The sequence below is a fragment of the Streptomyces lunaelactis genome (assembly GCF_003054555.1).
Taxonomy (GTDB): Bacteria; Actinomycetota; Actinomycetes; order Streptomycetales; family Streptomycetaceae; genus Streptomyces; species Streptomyces lunaelactis.
On the sequence record NZ_CP026304.1, the window covers coordinates 5,061,352 to 5,077,083 of the forward strand.

At 68.5% G+C, this 15,732-nt stretch carries 13 protein-coding genes; all 13 read left to right on the plus strand.

What is annotated here, in order from left to right:
- Positions 1 to 2: 2 nt before the first annotated feature.
- The 13 genes from SLUN_RS23360 to nuoN all read left to right on the plus strand — a co-directional run bounded on the left by SLUN_RS23360 (position 3) and on the right by nuoN (position 15,545).
- Positions 3 to 557, plus strand: a complete 555-nt coding sequence (locus SLUN_RS23360) for a NuoB/complex I 20 kDa subunit family protein (RefSeq protein WP_108151339.1) — start codon at positions 3 to 5, stop codon at positions 555 to 557.
- On the plus strand, positions 554 to 1,276 hold the full coding sequence (locus tag SLUN_RS23365; protein ID WP_108151341.1) for an NADH-quinone oxidoreductase subunit C: 723 nt from the start codon (positions 554 to 556) through the stop codon (positions 1,274 to 1,276). The genes SLUN_RS23360 and SLUN_RS23365 overlap by 4 nt, the downstream gene beginning before the upstream one ends.
- A complete protein-coding gene (locus tag SLUN_RS23370; protein WP_108151343.1) occupies positions 1,276 to 2,598 on the plus strand; it encodes an NADH-quinone oxidoreductase subunit D in 1,323 nt (440 codons plus the stop codon). Before SLUN_RS23365 ends, SLUN_RS23370 begins: the two co-directional genes overlap by 1 nt.
- Entirely contained in the window at positions 2,595 to 3,335 is a 741-nt protein-coding gene (gene nuoE, locus SLUN_RS23375; RefSeq protein WP_108151345.1) for an NADH-quinone oxidoreductase subunit NuoE, read from the plus strand. The genes SLUN_RS23370 and nuoE overlap by 4 nt, the downstream gene beginning before the upstream one ends.
- Positions 3,335 to 4,684, plus strand: coding sequence for an NADH-quinone oxidoreductase subunit NuoF (nuoF, locus tag SLUN_RS23380; RefSeq protein ID WP_108151348.1), 1,350 nt, complete (start codon positions 3,335 to 3,337; stop codon positions 4,682 to 4,684). The genes nuoE and nuoF overlap by 1 nt, the downstream gene beginning before the upstream one ends.
- Positions 4,681 to 7,206 carry an NADH-quinone oxidoreductase subunit G gene (locus SLUN_RS23385; protein WP_108151350.1) on the plus strand — a complete coding sequence of 842 codons (2,526 nt, stop codon included), beginning with the start codon at positions 4,681 to 4,683 and terminating at the stop codon, positions 7,204 to 7,206. Before nuoF ends, SLUN_RS23385 begins: the two co-directional genes overlap by 4 nt.
- 76 nt (positions 7,207 to 7,282) lie before the next feature.
- Entirely contained in the window at positions 7,283 to 8,716 is a 1,434-nt protein-coding gene (nuoH, locus tag SLUN_RS23390) for an NADH-quinone oxidoreductase subunit NuoH (RefSeq protein WP_108151352.1), read from the plus strand.
- Positions 8,709 to 9,296 carry an NADH-quinone oxidoreductase subunit NuoI gene (gene nuoI, locus SLUN_RS23395; protein WP_175313669.1) on the plus strand — a complete coding sequence of 196 codons (588 nt, stop codon included), beginning with the start codon at positions 8,709 to 8,711 and terminating at the stop codon, positions 9,294 to 9,296. The genes nuoH and nuoI overlap by 8 nt, the downstream gene beginning before the upstream one ends.
- On the plus strand, positions 9,293 to 10,120 hold the full coding sequence (locus SLUN_RS23400; protein WP_108151354.1) for an NADH-quinone oxidoreductase subunit J: 828 nt from the start codon (positions 9,293 to 9,295) through the stop codon (positions 10,118 to 10,120). The genes nuoI and SLUN_RS23400 overlap by 4 nt, the downstream gene beginning before the upstream one ends.
- Positions 10,117 to 10,416 carry an NADH-quinone oxidoreductase subunit NuoK gene (gene nuoK / locus SLUN_RS23405; RefSeq protein ID WP_108151356.1) on the plus strand — a complete coding sequence of 100 codons (300 nt, stop codon included), beginning with the start codon at positions 10,117 to 10,119 and terminating at the stop codon, positions 10,414 to 10,416. Before SLUN_RS23400 ends, nuoK begins: the two co-directional genes overlap by 4 nt.
- Positions 10,417 to 10,430: 14 nt before the next feature.
- Complete coding sequence (gene nuoL, locus SLUN_RS23410; protein ID WP_108151358.1) at positions 10,431 to 12,326, plus strand: NADH-quinone oxidoreductase subunit L; 1,896 nt, start codon at positions 10,431 to 10,433, stop codon at positions 12,324 to 12,326.
- Position 12,327: 1 nt separating this feature from the next.
- Positions 12,328 to 13,899, plus strand: coding sequence for an NADH-quinone oxidoreductase subunit M (locus SLUN_RS23415; protein WP_108151360.1), 1,572 nt, complete (start codon positions 12,328 to 12,330; stop codon positions 13,897 to 13,899).
- Positions 13,896 to 15,545 (plus strand): NADH-quinone oxidoreductase subunit NuoN, encoded by a 1,650-nt coding sequence (gene nuoN / locus SLUN_RS23420; RefSeq protein ID WP_108151362.1) that lies wholly within the window; start codon positions 13,896 to 13,898, stop codon positions 15,543 to 15,545. The genes SLUN_RS23415 and nuoN overlap by 4 nt, the downstream gene beginning before the upstream one ends.
- Positions 15,546 to 15,732 lie beyond the last annotated feature (187 nt).

A 15,732-nucleotide genomic window follows, 5' to 3' on the forward strand; every position in this document is an offset into this window, starting at 1 on the left:
CAATGGGAATCGAAGAGAAGCTGCCGAGCGGTTTTCTGCTGACCACCGTCGAACAGGCCTCGGGCTGGGTGCGCAAGTCATCCGTCTTCCCGGCCACCTTCGGCCTGGCCTGCTGTGCCATCGAGATGATGACGACCGGCGCCGGCCGCTATGACCTCGCCCGCTTCGGCATGGAGGTCTTCCGCGGCTCACCGCGCCAGGCCGACCTGATGATCGTGGCGGGCCGGGTCAGTCAGAAGATGGCGCCGGTCCTGCGGCAGGTCTATGACCAGATGCCCAACCCCAAGTGGGTTATTTCCATGGGGGTTTGCGCTTCATCGGGTGGAATGTTCAACAATTATGCGATTGTGCAGGGCGTTGACCATGTTGTCCCTGTTGACATCTATTTGCCAGGCTGCCCGCCGCGTCCGGAGATGCTGATGGACGCGATCCTCAAGCTCCACCAGAAGATCCAGAGCTCGAAGCTCGGTGTGAACGCGGAGGAAGCGGCCCGCGAGGCGGAGGAGGCGGCCCTCAAGGCGCTCCCCACCATCGAGATGAAGGGGCTGCTCCGGTGACCGACGGCAACGGCGAGAACGCCAACGGTAACAACGTCCCCGCGCCGCGCGACGAGTCCGGCGAGGTCATCGGCGTACGCAGGGGCATGTTCGGCGCGAACAACGGCGGCGACACCTCCGGCTACGGCGGTCTCGTCAGGACGGTGACCCTGCCCGGCGCCTCCCACCGCCCCTACGGAGGCTATTTCGACGAGGTGGCCGACGAGCTCGAAGGCGCCCTGGAGGAGCAGGGGATCGTCCCCGAGAACGCCATCGAGAAGACGGTCGTCGACCGCGGCGAACTCACCTTCCACATCGCCCGCGAGCATCTGACGGCCGTGGCACAGACCCTGCGCGACGACCCGGCCCTGCGCTTCGAACTCTGCACCGGCGTCAGCGGCGTCCACTACCTCGAGGACAAGGGCCGCGAGCTGCACGCCGTCTACCACCTGCGCTCGCTCACCCACGGCCGGCTGATCCGCCTCGAGGTCTCCGCCCCGGACAGCGACCCGCACGTCCCGTCCCTGGTCGCGGTCTATCCGACCAACGACTGGCACGAGCGCGAGACATACGACTTCTTCGGGCTCGTCTTCGACGGCCACCCCGCCCTCACCCGGATCATGATGCCGGACGACTGGCAGGGCTTCCCGCAGCGCAAGGACTATCCGCTCGGCGGCATCCCCGTCGAGTACAAGGGCGCCCAGATCCCGGCTCCGGACCAGCGGAGGTCGTACAGCTGATGAGCACTTCACACGCTTCAGCCCGCGAGACCACCGAGGGGACTGTTTATACGGTCACCGGTGGCGACTGGGACGAGGTCGTCCAGTCCGCGGCCAAGGCCGACGACGAGCGGATCGTCGTCAACATGGGCCCGCAGCACCCCTCCACCCACGGCGTCCTCCGCCTGATCCTGGAGATCGACGGCGAGACGGTCACCGAGGCCCGCTGCGGTATCGGCTATCTGCACACCGGCATCGAGAAGAACCTCGAATTCCGGAACTGGACGCAGGGCACCACCTTCGTCACGCGCATGGACTACCTCACCTCGTTCTACAACGAGACGGCGTACTGCCTGGGCGTGGAGAAACTGCTCGGCATCACCGACGGGATCCCGGACCGGGCGACGACCATCCGCGTCCTGCTGATGGAGCTCAACCGGCTCTCCTCCCACCTGGTGGCCATCGCCACCGGCGGTATGGAGCTCGGCGCCACCACGATCATGATCTACGGGTTCCGGGACCGCGAAATGATCCTGGATCTGTACGAGCTGATCACCGGGCTGCGCATGAACCACGCGTTCATCCGGCCCGGCGGACTCGCCCAGGACCTGCCGCCCGGCGCGGTCGACGCGGTGCGCGAGTTCGTCAAGAAGATGACCAAGAACCTGCCGGAGTACGACAAGCTCGCCACCGGCAACCCCATCTTCAAGGCCCGTATGCAGGACGTCGGCTATCTCGATCTGACCGGCTGCATGGCGCTGGGCGCCACCGGACCGATCCTGCGCGCCGCCGGCCTCGCGCACGACCTGCGCAAGACCGACCCCTACTGCGGCTACGAGACGTACGACTTCGACGTCCCGACCGCCGACACCTGCGACGCGTACGGCCGCTTCCTCATCCGCCTGGAGGAGATGCGGCAGTCGCTGCGGATCGTCGAGCAGTGCCTGGACCGGCTCGAGCCGGGACCGGTGATGGTGGCCGACAAGAAGATCGCCTGGCCCGCGCAGCTCGCTCTCGGGCCTGACGGACTCGGCAACTCCCTCGACCACATCAAGAAGATCATGGGCACCTCCATGGAGGCCCTGATCCACCACTTCAAGCTGGTGACCGAGGGCTTCCGGGTCCCGGCCGGACAGGCGTACGCCGCTGTCGAGTCGCCCAAGGGCGAGCTCGGCGTGCACGTCGTCAGCGACGGCGGCACCCGCCCCTACCGGGTCCACTTCCGCGACCCGTCCTTCACCAATCTGCAGGCCATGGCGGCGATGTGCGAAGGCGGCCAGGTCGCTGACGTCATCGTCGCCGTCGCGTCCATCGACCCCGTGATGGGAGGCGTCGACCGATGACGGCCCAGTCGCCCAATCAAGAGGTGCAGCTGGGGATGCCCCAGCTCCCCGCCCCCGACTACCCGGCCGATGTACGCGCCCGGCTCGAAGCGGACGCGAAGGAGATCATCGCCCGCTACCCCGACAGCAGGTCCGCCCTGCTGCCGCTGCTGCACCTCGTGCAGTCGGAGGAGGGGTACGTCACCCGCACCGGCGTCCGCTTCTGCGCCGAACTGCTGGAGCTGACCACCGCGGAGGTCACCGCGGTCTCCACCTTCTACTCGATGTACCGGCGGGTGCCCTCCGGCGACTACCAGGTCGGCGTCTGCACCAACACGTTGTGCGCGGTGATGGGCGGCGACGCCATCTTCGACGAGCTCAAGGAGCACCTCGGCGTCGGCAACAACGAGACGACCGAGGACGGCAAGGTCACCCTCGAGCACATCGAGTGCAACGCGGCCTGCGACTTCGCGCCCGTGGTGATGGTCAACTGGGAGTTCTTCGACAACCAGACGCCACAGAGCGCCAAGCGGCTCGTCGACGACCTGCGCGCGGGACGACCGGTCGAGCCGACCCGCGGCGCTCCCCTGTGCACGTACAAGGAGACCGCGCGGATCCTCGCCGGCTTCCCCGACGAGCGCCCCGGCGCCGTCGAGGCGACCGGCGGGGCGGGCGCCGCGTCGCTGGTGGGCCTCCGGCTCGCCAAGGGCGAGGCTCCGCGTGTGGTGCACCCGCGTGACGCCGAGGAGGGGGAGTAATGACCATGGCACCTTCGATCAACGAGACGAGTCCCGAGAAGCTGCTCGCGCCGGTCCTCTCGGCATTCTGGGACGCACCGCAGAGCTGGACCCTGGAGACGTACAAGCGGCACGACGGGTACGAGGGCCTCAAGAAGGCGCTCGCCATGTCGCCCGACGACCTCATCGCGTACGTCAAGGACTCCGGACTGCGCGGCCGGGGCGGGGCCGGCTTCCCCACCGGAATGAAGTGGCAGTTCATTCCGCAGGGCGACGGCAAGCCGCACTATCTCGTTGTCAACGCCGACGAGTCGGAGCCCGGGACCTGCAAGGACATCCCGCTCCTCTTCGCCAACCCGCATTCCCTCATCGAGGGGATCGTGATCGCCTGTTATGCTATCCGGTCGAACCATGCCTTCATCTATCTGCGCGGTGAAGTCGTCCCCGTACTGCGGCGGCTGCACGAAGCAGTGCGTGAGGCGTACGAAGCGGGTTTCCTCGGCAAGAACGTTCTCGGCAGCGGACTCGACCTCGAACTCACCGTGCACGCGGGCGCGGGCGCGTACATCTGCGGTGAGGAGACCGCGCTGCTGGACTCGCTGGAGGGCCGGCGCGGACAGCCCCGGCTGCGACCCCCCTTCCCCGCGGTCGCCGGTCTCTACGCGTGCCCCACTGTGGTGAACAACGTCGAGTCCATCGCGTCCGTTCCCGCGATCCTTCATCGCGGCAAGGACTGGTTCAAGTCGATGGGCAGCGAGAAGTCCCCGGGCTTCACGCTCTACTCGCTCAGCGGCCATGTCACCAGCCCCGGCCAGTACGAGGCCCCGCTCGGCATCACGCTGCGCCAGCTGCTCGACATGAGCGGCGGGATCAGGGCCGGGCACCGCCTCAAGTTCTGGACGCCGGGCGGCTCCTCGACCCCGATGTTCACCGACGAGCACCTCGATGTGCCGCTGGACTACGAGGGCGTGGGCGCGGCCGGTTCGATGCTCGGCACCAAGGCGCTGCAGTGCTTCGACGAGACGACCTGTGTCGTACGGGCCGTCACGCGCTGGACCGAGTTCTACGCCCATGAGTCCTGCGGCAAGTGCACGCCCTGCCGCGAAGGCACGTACTGGCTCGTGCAGTTGTTGCGCGACATCGAGGCCGGCAAGGGCGTCATGTCCGACCTCGACAAGCTGGGCGACATCGCCGACAACATCAACGGCAAGTCCTTCTGCGCGCTGGGTGACGGAGCCGCGTCCCCGATCTTCTCCTCGCTCAAGTACTTCCGCGAGGAGTACGAGCAGCACATCACCGGCAAGGGCTGCCCCTTCGACCCCGCCAAGTCGACCGCCTGGGCCGACAAGCACCTGGAGGTGAACGCATGACCGTCACGACAAGTGGCGCTCCCTCCGGAGGCGGCGAGGCTGCCGTTCCGCCGGAGGATCTCGTCTCGCTGACGATCGACGGCATCGAGATCTCCGTCCCCAAGGGGACGCTGGTCATCCGGGCCGCCGAGCTGCTCGGCATCGAGATCCCGCGGTTCTGCGACCACCCCCTCCTCGACCCGGCCGGCGCCTGCCGCCAGTGCATCGTCGAGGTCGAGGGCCAGCGCAAGCCGATGGCCTCCTGCACCATCACCTGCACCGACGGAATGGTCGTCAAGTCGCAGCTCACCTCGCCGGTCGCCGAGAAGGCCCAGCGCGGAGTGATGGAGCTGCTGCTGATCAACCACCCGCTGGACTGCCCGGTCTGCGACAAGGGCGGCGAGTGCCCCCTGCAGAACCAGGCCATGCAGGTCGGCGACCCGGACACCCGCTTCGAGGGCAGGAAGCGCACGTTCCAGAAGCCGGTGCCGATCTCCACACAGGTGCTGCTCGACCGTGAGCGGTGCGTGCTCTGCGCCCGCTGCACCCGCTTCTCCAACCAGGTCGCGGGCGACCCGATGATCGAGCTGCTCGAGCGGGGCGCGCTCCAGCAGGTCGGTACCGGCGAGGGCGACCCCTTCGAGTCGTACTTCTCCGGCAACACCATCCAGATCTGCCCGGTGGGCGCGCTGACCTCGGCGGCGTACCGATTCCGCTCCCGCCCCTTCGACCTGGTCTCCTCGCCGAGCGTCTGCGAGCACTGCGCGGGCGGCTGCGCGACCCGCACCGACCACCGGCGCGGCAAGGTCATGCGGCGCCTCGCGGCGGAGGATCCCGAGGTCAACGAGGAGTGGTTGTGCGACAAGGGGCGCTTCGGCTTCCGCTACGCGCAGAAGCCGGACCGGCTCACCACTCCGCTCGTACGCAATGACGAGGGCGTCCTGGAGCCGGCGAGCTGGCCCGAGGCGCTTCAGGCGGCGGCCCGCGGGCTGAGCGCGGCCCGCGGCCGGGCCGGTGTCCTGGTGGGCGGCCGGCTGACCGTCGAGGACTCCTACGCGTACGCCAAGTTCGCGCGGGTCGCCCTCGACACCAACGACGTCGACTTCCGGGCGCGTGTGCACAGCGGCGAGGAGGCCGACTTCCTGGCCGCCCGCGTCGCCGGGCACGGCCGCGATCTGGACGGCGGGGGCGTCACGTACACCTCCCTGGAGAAGGCCCCGGCCGTACTGCTGGCCGGGTTCGAGTCCGAGGAGGAAGCGCCCGGCGTCTTCCTGCGGCTGCGCAAGGCGCACCGCAAGCACGGCCAGCGCACCTTCGCGCTGGCCACCCACGCCACCCGCGGCCTGACGAAGGCGGGCGGCACGCTGCTCCCGACCGCCCCCGGCACCGAGACCGAGTGGCTGACCGCGTTGGCTCAAGAGGGACTGAGCGGCGGTGTCGCTCTGGAGGGCGACGGCGCGAAGGCGGCCGAGGCGCTGCGCACCGAAGGCGCGGTGATCGTGGTCGGTGAGCGGCTCGCGGCCGTACCCGGCGGACTCACCGCCGCCGTACGGGCAGCGACCGCGACCGGCGCGCAGCTGGTGTGGATCCCGCGCAGGGCGGGTGAGCGCGGCGCCATCGAGGCGGGCGCGATCCCCTCGCTGCTGCCGGGCGGCCGTCCGGCCACCGATCCGCGGGCCCGCGAGGAGACCGCGGCGGCCTGGCGCGTACGCGAACTCCCGCACCGCTACGGCCGCGACACCGGCCAGATCGTCGAGGCCGCGGCCACCGGCGAACTGGGCGCGCTGCTGGTGGCGGGCGTCGAGGTCGCGGACCTGCCCGACCCGGCACGCGCGCGTGAAGCGCTCGACGCGGTCGGCTTCCTGGTCTCGCTGGAGCTGCGGCCGAGCGCGGTCACCGAACGGGCGGACGTGGTCTTCCCGGTCGCGGCCGTCGCCGAGAAGCCGGGCACCTTCCTCAACTGGGAGGGCAGGGCAAGGCCGTTCGAGGCCGCGCTCAAGCCCGAGCAGATGACGCGCCGCCTGGCGCCGGCCGACGCGCGGGTGCTGCACATGCTCGCGGACGCGCTCGACGTCAGCTTCGGACTGCCGGACCTCAAGTCCGTACGCAAGGAGCTCGACCGGCTCGGCGGCTGGGACGGCCCCCGGGCCACCGAGCCGCTGGAGTCCGTGGGCACCCTGCCCCGCCCGGGCGAGGGCGAGGCGGTACTCGCCGGACACCGGATGCTGCTCGACCAGGGTCTGCTCCAGCAGGGCGACGAGGCACTGGCGGGTACGCGCCACGCGGCCGTCGCCCGGCTCTCCGCGACGACGGCGGCCGAGACGGGGGTCAAGGACGGCGACGTCCTGGCCGTCAGCGGCCCCGCCGGCGCGGTCCGGCTCCCGCTCCAGGTGAGCGAGATGCCCGACCGGGTGGTGTGGCTGCCGCTGAACTCCGTGGGCGGCGGCGTCACTTCCGACACCGGAGCCGTCCCCGGACAGCTGGTCCGCATCGGCCCGGCGGCTCCGGAGGCCACCGCCACGGACGCGGAGGTTCAGTCGTGACCGCCCTCACCGCCCGCCTTGAGGCGGCCGTACAGCCGGGCGCAGCACCGGCCACCCCCGTATCGGAGGTGCGAGCATGACCCTCGCTCATTTCGCCGAAGCGCAGCGGAGCGTCCTGGCCGCTGAGGATCTCTCGATGTTCGGGACCGACCCCTGGTGGCTCGTCGTCATCAAGGCCGTGTTCTGCTTCGCCTTCCTGATGATCACCGTGCTCTTCTCCATCGTGTGGGAGCGCAAGGTCGTCGCCTGGATGCAGCTGCGCATCGGCCCCAACCGGCACGGCCCCTGGGGCATGCTCCAGTCCCTCGCCGACGGCATCAAGCTGATGCTGAAGGAAGACGTCATCGTCAAGCGCGCGGACAAGATCGTCTACGTCCTCGCGCCGATCATCGCCGCAGTACCGGCGTTCATGGCGATCGCGGTGATCCCCTTCGGACCGGCCGGCAACGAGGTCTCGATCTTCGGCCACCGCACCACGATGCAGCTCACCGACCTGCCGATCGCGATGCTCTACGTCCTCGCGATCGCCTCCGTCGGCATCTACGGCATCGTGCTCGCCGGCTGGTCGTCGGGCTCGACGTATCCGCTGCTCGGCGGCCTGAGGTCCTGCGCGCAGATGATCTCCTACGAGATCGCGATGGGCGCGGCCTTCGCCTCGGTCTTCCTCTACTCCGGGTCGATGTCGACCTCGGCGATCGTGGAGGCGCAGGCTGACCGCTGGTACATCATCCTGCTGCCGGTCTCCTTCATCATCTACATCATCACGATGGTGGGCGAGACCAACCGCGCCCCCTTCGACATGCCGGAGTCCGAGGGCGACCTGGTCGGCGGCTTCAACACCGAGTACAGCTCGATCAAGTTCGCGATGTTCATGCTGGCCGAGTACGTCAACATGGTCACCGTCTCGGCGGTCTCGGTCACCCTCTTCCTGGGCGGCTGGCGGGCCCCGTACCCCATCTCCACCTTCTGGGAGGGCGCGAACCACGGCTGGTGGCCGATGCTCTGGTTCGTCATCAAGGTCCAGCTGCTGCTGTTCTTCTTCATCTGGCTGCGCGGCACACTGCCCCGTGTCCGCTACGACCAGCTGATGAAGCTCGGCTGGAAGGTCCTGATCCCGGTATCGGTGGTCTGGCTGATGCTGGTGGCGACCGTACGGGCGCTGCGGAACGAGAACTACGACTTCCAGCAGATCGTGCTCTACGTCGGCGGCGCGGTGATCGCGGTGCTGCTGCTCTCCTTCGTCGCCGACATGTTCCGCGGCAAGAAGGAGAAGGAGGCGGAGGCCGAGGCCGCGAAGGCGGAGCCCGCGGCCTTCGACCCGATGGCGGGCGGATTCCCCGTACCGCCGCTGCCCGGGCAGGAGTTGCCGCCCGTGCCGCGCAGGCGGCCGCGCCGTGAGCGCGAGTTGATTGTCAGTGGCGGCCCCGGCAGCGACATTTCCGGGGGCGACCCCCGAACCCCCGGAGCGAGTGACCGTCCCAGTGACGGAAAGGAGGCTGACGGTGTCTGAGGAATCCGAGGGCAGGTTCCAGAATCCGGTCGCCGGCTTCGGCGTGACCTTCAAGGCCATGTTCAAGAAGCGGCTGACCGAGCAGTACCCGGAGCAGCAGAAGGTCACGGCGCCGCGCTTCCACGGCCGCCATCAGCTCAACCGCCATCCGGACGGGCTCGAGAAGTGCATCGGCTGTGAGCTGTGCGCCTGGGCCTGTCCGGCGGACGCGATCTATGTGGAGGGCGCGGACAACACCGAGGAGGAGCGCTACTCCCCGGGCGAGCGGTACGGCCGCGTCTACCAGATCAACTACGCCCGCTGCATTCTGTGCGGACTGTGCATCGAGGCCTGCCCGACACGGGCGCTGACGATGACGAACGAGTTCGAACTGGCCGACAGCAGCCGCGAGAACCTCATCTATACGAAGGAGCAGCTGCTCGCCGGCCTCGAAGAGGGCATGGTCGACTCCCCGCACTCGATCTTCCCGGGCACGGACGAGCAGGACTACTACCGGGGCCTGGTCACCGAGGCCGCTCCCGGCACGGTCCAGCAGGTCGCCGTCTCCAAGGGGGAGAAGGGTGAGGAGGTGGACGTATGAACACGCTTGCCGCTGCCACCACTTCGACGCCTGAGGCTTGGCAGTTCTGGATCCTCGGTCCCGTCGCCGTCATCGGGGCGCTCTGCACGATCCTGATGAAGCGGGCCGTGCACAGCGCGCTGTGCCTCGCCGTGACCATGATCATCCTGGCGGTCTTCTACCTCGCCAACGGGGCGTACTTCCTGGGCGTCGTCCAGATCGTCGTCTACACCGGCGCGATCATGATGCTGTTCCTCTTTGTCGTCATGCTGGTCGGCGTCACCGCGGCCGACTCCCTCAAGGAGACGCTGAAGGGCCAGCGCTGGCTGGCCGCGGCCTGCGGGCTCGGCTTCGGTGTGCTGCTCATCGCCGGTATCGGCAACGCCTCGCTGAACACCTTCAACGGTCTGACCGCCGCGAACAGCGCGAACGGCGGCAACGTCGAGGGACTCGCGGCGCTGATCTTCACCAAGTACGTCTTCGCCTTCGAGATCACCGGCGCGCTGCTGATCACCGCGGCCGTCGGCGCGATGGTGCTCACCCACCGGGAGCGCACCGAGCGGGCCAAGACCCAGCGGGAGATGTCCGAGGAGCGCGTACGCGGGAAGCACCTGCCCCCGCTGCCCGCGCCCGGTGTCTACGCCCGGCACAACGCCGTGGACATCGCCGGTCTGCTGCCGGACGGCACGCCGTCCGAGCTCACCGTCATGCACACACTGCGGGAGCGGGGCCAGATCCGCGATGTGTCGGACGAGGCGCTGGCCGACCTCAAGGCGCTCGAGCAGCGCTCGGAGGACCGGCTCGGCCGTGACCACGATGGGCACGAAGAGGAGGCCACGCGGTGAATCCCGTCAACTATCTGTATCTCGCGGCGCTGTTGTTCACCATCGGCGCGGCCGGGGTGCTGATCCGGCGGAACGCGATCGTCGTCTTCATGTGCGTCGAGCTGATGCTCAATGCCTGCAACCTCGTGTTCGTCGCCTTCTCCCGGATGCACGGCAACCTCGACGGCCAGGTCATCGCCTTCTTCACGATGGTCGTCGCCGCCGCGGAAGTCGTCGTCGGGCTCGCGATCATCGTGTCGCTGTTCCGTTCCCGCCACTCGGCCTCGGTCGACGACGCCAGCCTGATGAAGCTGTAAGGGGTCGCTGAATCGTGGAGAACCTGATTGCGCTGCTCGTCGCGGCGCCTTTGCTCGGAGCGGCGGTACTGCTGTGCGGCGGCCGGCGGCTCGACCGCGTCGGCCACTGGGTCGGCACCCTGCTCGCGGCCGCGTCGTTCGTGCTCGGCGCGGTGCTCTTCATCAACATGCTCGGCAAGGGCGCGGAGGAACGCGCCCTGCACAGCACGCTGTACACCTGGATCCCTGTCGAGAGTTTCCAGGCGGACGTGGCCTTCCAGCTCGACCAGCTGTCGATGACCTTCGTCCTGCTGATCACCGGTGTGGGCACGCTGATCCACATCTATTCCATCGGGTACATGGAGCACGACGAGCGGCGCCGCCGCTTCTTCGGCTATCTGAACCTGTTCCTCGCGGCGATGCTGCTGCTGGTTGTCGCCGACAACTACCTCCTGCTGTACGTCGGCTGGGAGGGCGTCGGCCTCGCCTCGTATCTGCTGATCGGCTTCTGGCAGCACAAGCCCAGCGCGGCCACGGCGGCCAAGAAGGCCTTCCTGGTCAACCGCGTCGGCGACATGGGTCTGTCGATCGCGATCATGCTGATGTTCACCACCTTCGGGACCTTCACCTTCGGCCCGGTGCTGGGGTCGACCGGTGAGGTGAGCGAGGGCAAGCTGACGGCCATCGGCCTGTTGCTGTTGCTCGCGGCGTGCGGCAAGTCCGCACAGGTCCCGCTGCAGTCCTGGCTCGGGGACGCGATGGAGGGCCCGACTCCGGTCTCGGCCCTGATCCACGCGGCGACCATGGTGACCGCCGGTGTGTACCTGATCGTCCGGTCCGGCGCGATCTTCAACGGCGCACCGGATGCGCAGGTGGCGGTCGTGACCGTCGGCGCGGTGACGCTCCTCTTCGGTGCGATCGTCGGTTGCGCGAAGGACGACATCAAGAAGGCGCTGGCCGGTTCGACGATGTCGCAGATCGGCTACATGATCCTGGCGGCCGGACTCGGTCCGATCGGCTACGTCTTCGCGATCATGCACCTGGTGACGCACGGCTTCTTCAAGGCCGGGCTGTTCCTGGGGGCCGGTTCGGTCATGCACGGCATGAACGACGAGGTCGACATGCGCAAGTACGGCGGCCTGCGGAAGTACATGCCGGTCACCTTCGTCACCTTCGGTCTCGGCTATCTGGCCATCATCGGCTTCCCGGGTCTGTCCGGCTTCTTCTCCAAGGACAAGATCATCGAGGCGGCCTTCGCCAAGGGCGGCACTGAGGGCTGGATCCTGGGCGGCGCGGCCATGCTGGGCGCGGCCATCACCGCGTTCTACATGACCCGCGTGATGCTGATGACCTTCTTCGGCGAGAAGCGCTGGCAGCCCGATGCCGAAGGCCACGAGCCGCATCCGCACGAGTCCCCGAAGTCGATGACCATCCCCATGATCATCCTCGCCTTCGGTTCGGTCTTCGCCGGTGGCTTCTTCAGCATCGGCGACCGGTTCCTGCACTGGCTGGAGCCCGTCACCGGGTTCGACCACGGGCACTCCCCGCTCAGCGCGGCCACCGTCACCGGCGCCACCATGGTCGTCCTGGTGATCGGAGTCGCCATCGCCTGGGGGATGTACGGACGCAGGCCGGTCCCCGTCACCGCGCCGCGCGGTTCGGTGCTCACCCGGGCCGCCCGCCGCGATCTCCTCCAGGACGACTTCAACCATGTGGTCCTGGTCCGCGGCGGCGAGCACCTCACCCGCTCCCTGGTCTACGTCGACCACACCCTGGTCGACGGAGTGGTCAACGGCACGGCGGCCTCGTTCGGCGGTCTCTCGGGCCGGCTGCGCAAACTGCAGAACGGCTACGCCCGCTCCTACGCGGTCTCGATGTTCGGCGGTACGGCGATCATCATCGCCGCGACCCTGCTGATGAGGGCGGTCTGACATGTCCTTCCCACTCCTGACGGCGACAGCGGCGATCCCGGCGGTCGGCGCCATCGTCACCGCCGCCGTCCCGGCCGCGAGGCGCACCGCCGCCAAGTGGCTGGCGCTGCTCTTCTCGCTCGCCACACTCGTACTGGCCGCGATCGTGCTCGTACGGTTCGAGCCCGGCGGCGACCGCTACCAGCTCACCGAATCCCACGCCTGGATCAAGGACTTCGGTGTCCGGTACGAACTGGGCGTGGACGGTATCGGGGTCGCGCTGATGGCGCTGACCGCTCTGCTGATCCCCTTTGTGATCCTGGCGGGCTGGCACGACGCCGATCCGCTGGAGACCAAGTCCTCGCGCTGGCGGCCGACTCAGGGCTTCTTCGCCCTGATCCTCGCCGTCGAGGCGATGGTGATCCTCTCCTTCGAGGCCACCGACGTCTTCCTCTTCTACGTCCTCTTCGAAGCCATGCTCATCCCGATGTACTTCCTCATCGGCGGCTTCGGGGACCGGGCCCATGCGGGCAGCGACGAGAACGCCGCGGCCCAACGGTCGTACGCCGCCGTGAAGTTCCTGCTCTACAACCTGGTCGGCGGACTGATCATGCTGGCCGCCGTCATCGGGCTCTATGTCGTCGCGGGGAGCTTCTCACTCACCGAGATCGCCGACGCGCGGGCGAGCGGCTCGCTGGACATGGCGACCAACACCGAGCGGCTGCTCTTCCTCGGCTTCTTCTTCGCCTTCGCGGTGAAGGCGCCACTGTGGCCGCTGCACACCTGGCTGCCCAACGCCATGGGTGAGGCGACCGCCCCGGTCGCCGTGCTGATCACCGCGGTCGTCGACAAGGTCGGCACCTTCGCGATGCTGCGCTTCTGCCTCCAGCTGTTCCCGGAGGCGAGCAAGTGGGCGACGCCCGTCATCCTCGTACTGGCGCTGATCAGCATCGTCTACGGGGCGCTGCTCGCGGTCGGCCAGCGCGACATCAAGCGGCTGATCGCGTACGCGTCGATCTCGCACTTCGGCTTCATCGTCCTGGGCATCTTCGCGATGACCAGCCAGGGTCAGTCGGGCGCGACGCTCTACATGGTCAACCACGGGATCTCGACCGCCGCGCTGATGCTGGTGGCCGGCTTCCTGATCTCCCGGCGCGGCTCGCGGCTCATCGCGGACTACGGCGGGGTGCAGAAGGTCGCCCCGGTGCTCGCCGGCACCTTCCTGATCGGCGGTCTGGCCACGCTCTCACTGCCGGGCCTCGCGCCCTTCGTGAGTGAATTCCTGGTCCTGGTCGGCACGTACGCGCGCTATCCGGTGGCCGGGATCATCGCGACCACCGGCATCGTGCTCGCCGCGCTGTACACCCTCGTCCTCTACCAGCGGACGATGACAGGCCCGGTGAAGGCCGAGGTGCGGGAGATGCCGGACCTCAAGGGCCGTGAGCTGGTGGTGGTGGCCCCGCTGATCGCGCTGCTGCTCTTCCTCGGCGTCTTCCCGAAGCCGCTGACCGACATCGTCAACCCGGCGGTGGAGCACACCATGTCCGACGTCCAGAAGACGGACCCCCAGCCCGAGGTGGAGGCGGCCAAGTGAGCGCTACAGCTGTCCACAGCCTGTGGACGACGGCGGTCGAGCCGATCGACAAGATCCCGGCCCCCCACATCGAGTACGCCCAGCTGGCACCGGCGCTGATCGTTGTCGGCGCCGCCATCGTGGGTGTGCTCGTCGAGGCCTTCGTCCCGCGCAAGGCCCGCTACTACACGCAGGTGTACCTGACCGTCGTCGCGCTGGTGGCCGCCTTCGCGGCGGTCGTGGCCCTCGCGGCCGGCGGATACGGCACCACCAAGGCGCATATCGCGGCGATGGGCGCCATCGCGGTCGACGGTCCGGCGCTCTTCCTGCAGGGCACCATCCTGCTGGCCTCGCTGGTCGCCGTCTTCACCTTCGCCGAGCGCCGCCTCGACCCGGAGGCACACGGCAACCGCATCGACTCGTTCGCCGCGCAGGCCGCCTCCGTACCCGGCAGCGACAGCGAAAAGGCCGCGGTCAAGGCAGGGTTCACCACCACCGAGGTCTTCCCGCTGGTGCTCTTCGCGATCACCGGCATGCTGATCTTCCCGGCCGCCAACGACCTGCTGACGCTCTTCGTCGCGCTGGAGGTCTTCTCCCTCCCGCTCTACCTCCTGTGCGCCGTCGCCCGCCGCAAGCGGCTCATGTCGCAGGAGGCGGCGGTGAAGTACTTCCTGCTGGGCGCCTTCTCCTCGGCCTTCCTGCTGTTCGGGATCGCGCTGCTGTACGGGTACGCGGGCTCCATGTCGTACGCGCGGATCGCCGAAGTCGTCGACGGCAGCGTCCGTACGATCGACCCGGCGCTCGCCGACACCATGGGCAACGACGCGCTGCTGCTGATCGGCGGCGGCATGATCCTGACCGGCCTGCTCTTCAAGGTCGGCGCGGTGCCGTTCCACATGTGGACCCCGGACGTCTACCAGGGCGCGCCGACCCCGGTCACCGGCTTCATGGCCGCGGCCACCAAGGTCGCCGCGTTCGGTGCGCTGCTGCGACTGCTGTACGTGGTGCTGCCGGGGCTGAGCTGGGACTGGCGGCCGGTCCTGTGGGGCATCGCGATCGTCACCATGCTGGGCGGTGCGATCGTCGCGATCACGCAGACCGACATCAAGCGGCTGCTCGCGTACTCCTCGATCGCGCACGCCGGCTTCATCCTCGCCGGTGTCATCGCGACGACGCCCGACGGCATCTCGTCCGTCCTCTTCTACCTGCTGGCGTACTCCTTCGTGACCATCGGCGCGTTCGCGGTGGTCACGCTGGTACGGGACGCGGGCGGCGAGGCGACCCACCTGTCCAAGTGGGCGGGACTGGGCCGGCGTTCACCCCTGGTGGCCGCGGTCTTCGCGGTGTTCCTGCTCGCCTTCGCCGGCATCCCGCTGACCTCGGGCTTCTCCGGGAAGTTCGCGGTCTTCAAGGCGGCAGCGGAGGGCGGCGCCGGTGCGCTGGTCGTGGTCGGTGTGATCTCGTCGGCGATCGCGGCGTTCTTCTACATCAGGGTCATCGTGCTGATGTTCTTCAGCGAGCCGAAGGCGGACGGCCCGACGGTCGCCGTGGCGTCGCCGCTGACGATGACGACGATCGCGGTGGGTGTGGCGGTGACGGTGGTGCTGGGTGTGGCGCCGCAGTACTTCCTGGATCTGGCGAGCCAGGCGGGGATCTTCGTTCGCTGACCCCTTGAGCGCTCGCCGTGGTGTCCTCGCGTTCGACGACACCACGGCGAGTGCTTTTCCATGTGCGGGCCGGGGGTCAGGTCCAGCAGCGACTCTGGGTGTTGACGAACTCCATGTGCTGCGGGGTGCGGGGACCGTAAAGGCCGTCCACGGTCAGCCCCGCCCCTCCGTACTGGTTGTGGAACCG

Excerpts from the sequence above, each read along its gene's own strand:
- SLUN_RS23360 (WP_108151339.1), top strand. The coding sequence starts at position 3 with ATGGGAATCGAAGAGAAGCTGCCGAGCGGTTTTCTGCTGACCACCGTC.
- SLUN_RS23370 (WP_108151343.1), top strand. The coding sequence starts at position 1,276 with ATGAGCACTTCACACGCTTCAGCCCGCGAGACCACCGAGGGGACTGTT.
- nuoE (WP_108151345.1), top strand. The coding sequence starts at position 2,595 with ATGACGGCCCAGTCGCCCAATCAAGAGGTGCAGCTGGGGATGCCCCAG.
- nuoF (WP_108151348.1), top strand. The coding sequence starts at position 3,335 with ATGACCATGGCACCTTCGATCAACGAGACGAGTCCCGAGAAGCTGCTC.
- SLUN_RS23385 (WP_108151350.1), top strand. The coding sequence starts at position 4,681 with ATGACCGTCACGACAAGTGGCGCTCCCTCCGGAGGCGGCGAGGCTGCC.
- nuoH (WP_108151352.1), top strand. The coding sequence starts at position 7,283 with ATGACCCTCGCTCATTTCGCCGAAGCGCAGCGGAGCGTCCTGGCCGCT.
- SLUN_RS23400 (WP_108151354.1), top strand. The coding sequence starts at position 9,293 with ATGAACACGCTTGCCGCTGCCACCACTTCGACGCCTGAGGCTTGGCAG.
- SLUN_RS23415 (WP_108151360.1), top strand. The coding sequence starts at position 12,328 with ATGTCCTTCCCACTCCTGACGGCGACAGCGGCGATCCCGGCGGTCGGC.